The following is a 2,172-nucleotide window of genomic DNA, read 5'->3' as shown; positions in this document are numbered from 1 at the left end:
AACGTCGGCCCTTGGGGTTTATACATACCTCCCCCCACACCCCTTTTCCCCGCGCGCCCCCCCCCCCCCCCCCCGGGGGGGGCGGGGCCTCTTCATCACTGGAGATCAGCCCGAATACCGGCCCGTCACGCTCAAAACGGCCACAAAACGGTCACACGCGGGACATGCGGTCGGTGTCGGAAAGTGATGCCCTACCAGCGCCGATGGCTGTCGCCATCCTTGATGACCACGGTTGTGGCGTGCAGCCACAGAGTGTCGTGATCGACCAGGAGGCCGCCGACCAACACCCTCGCGTGGGCTATGGGCCCGGTGCCATACCGAGCTACGCCCAGCGGTCTGCGGAGGCCGAGACGGCGCAATCGTGGTCGCAAGCGACTTCGAGATTTCGACCGTCGCTGTCATGTTGAGGATCCCGACTGTTGCAGCGGTCTGCTGCACGGGCCTTCAGGAGTGATCTGTGCGGGAGCAGGTTCGCAGGGCTCCGGTAAATCTGCTTAGCAATTTTTGAGCAGTTCGAGTGGGCGTTCGTGCTGGTAGGAGTGGTAGCGGAGTCCGCTGGCGATGTTGTGGTGGCCCTGGATCCGTAACAGATCGGACACACCCGACATGAACTGCAGGGCAGCCTTCGCGGGAAGGCTTTGCCGTGACCCCTGAGCAGGTTCGCAGCGATGGTCGTCTCGGCGTGTCGCTCGGAGACACGCCAGCCAGTTTGCTGGTCCAGCAACCATTCGGCGAATCAGTGCGTTCCTGCGGTGCATCGAAGAAGGCGGCCACCGAGGCTTTTGCGCCACTTCCAACGAGTTCTTGCCCGCCGAAGCGGTAGACCTCATAGCCCGCAACTCTCAGTCGGGACTGCCCCGTGCTCGCGTCGGTGGCTGCCGCCCGAGAACGCCCAGCGGCTCTACGACGAGCGCCGGCACGCCGTGCAGCAGATCGCCGACATCGTCGGCGTCAAACGCTCCACCCTCTACGGCCGCCAGCCGAAGACTGCTGCCCACTAACCTGCCGATTACGAGTGTCATCAGGGAATGCGCGACCCCTGAAGCCGCTGATCAAGAGTCAGCGGGTTCGAGGTTGGCGACCTCGCATTCCAGGCCGGGTAGAGGCAAGGCGGCCAGCTTGCCAGATGGCGTGGTCGACTTCCCAGGGGGTGTACCGGCGGGGCGTCGCGGCGCTGTTCTGGTTGCGGTGGTTGAGCCGGTCGGTGATCTGGCCGATCAGCGTGGTGGCGGTGGCCGGATCGGCGGGGGCGTTGTGGTGGTGGAACCAGCGCAGGATCATGCGGTCGGGTTTGATCAGGTCGTCGGCGCCGACGAGCATCCACAGGTAGTTGCGGCGCACCGCGTGCGCACCGTCGCCGGGAACACCGTGCAGGCCGTGCTCGACGGCGGCGAGCCGGTCCGGATCGCCGAGCAGTTGTTGGGCGTGGGTGAGGGTGTCGATGCCGTGGCCGGTGAGGATGCGGGCGTAGCGCAGGGCGGCGTCGGCTTTGTAGATGCCGCCGCGGGTGGAGGTCCGGTTGCTGGTGGTGACCGCGCGCAGTGCTTGTTCGTCGGGGAAGCGGGACAGCAACGTCGGTAGCGGGATCGGGTCCGGCGGCAGGGTGGCGGTGGCGGGGGTGGTGAGTTCGTCGAGGCCGAACGTGGCGCCGACTTTTTCGACGGTGGGCACGACCAGCTGGTGGTAGCGGGCGGCGATGCTCCACACGGCATCGATGACGCACAGGCTCAGCGAGATCCAGCGGCGTTGGCGTGGGGCGGGGTCGAGGGCGGCCACGGCATCGGTCAACGCGTCGAGGTCCACGGGGTCTGTCACATCTCCAGGGTGGCCGACGATCATCCTCGCGGTGCTGATTTCCGGTGCGTGTTCTGCGCGCCGATTCTGTTGATGGAAGGACGGATTCGTGGCTGATCACGATGTGCGGTTGTCGATCAAGGGGCTCGAGGTCAAGGGGATCGACCTGAGCTTCGACGTGAAGATCGACGGGAAGGTCCTGGGCACCCTGCAGGTGTCCGAGGGCAGCTTGGACTGGCGGCCCAAGCACGCCCGCCGGAACAACCCGATCCAGATCAGCTGGACCGAATTCGCCCGCTGGGCCGAAGGCGACGACGACTGACCCGTGCGTTGCCGCTACCAGGGACGCCTGCGGGCGCGCTCGGCGTTGTCCGCTTG

The 2,172-nt window shown here is 66.2% G+C and carries 2 protein-coding genes; one reads left to right on the top strand and one right to left on the bottom strand.

The genetic code is table 11. From position 1 onward, the window contains the following. Positions 1-1,059: 1,059 nt before the first annotated feature. Positions 1,060-1,815, bottom strand: coding sequence for a hypothetical protein (locus tag QH283_RS20850; protein WP_258196546.1), 756 nt, complete (start codon positions 1,813-1,815; stop codon positions 1,060-1,062). 88 nt (positions 1,816-1,903) lie between these two features. Here QH283_RS20850 and QH283_RS20845 point away from each other — a divergent pair, with 88 nt between their 5' ends. Then, positions 1,904-2,116 carry a hypothetical protein gene (locus QH283_RS20845; RefSeq protein ID WP_086842285.1) on the top strand — a complete coding sequence of 71 codons (213 nt, stop codon included), beginning with the start codon at positions 1,904-1,906 and terminating at the stop codon, positions 2,114-2,116. Positions 2,117-2,172: the final 56 nt, after the last annotated feature.

Source organism: Nocardia farcinica (genome assembly GCF_029867845.1).
GTDB lineage: Bacteria > Actinomycetota > Actinomycetes > Mycobacteriales > Mycobacteriaceae > Nocardia > Nocardia farcinica_A.
The sequence above is the reverse complement of the archived record's forward strand: the minus strand, read 5'-3'. Positions and strand labels throughout refer to the sequence as shown.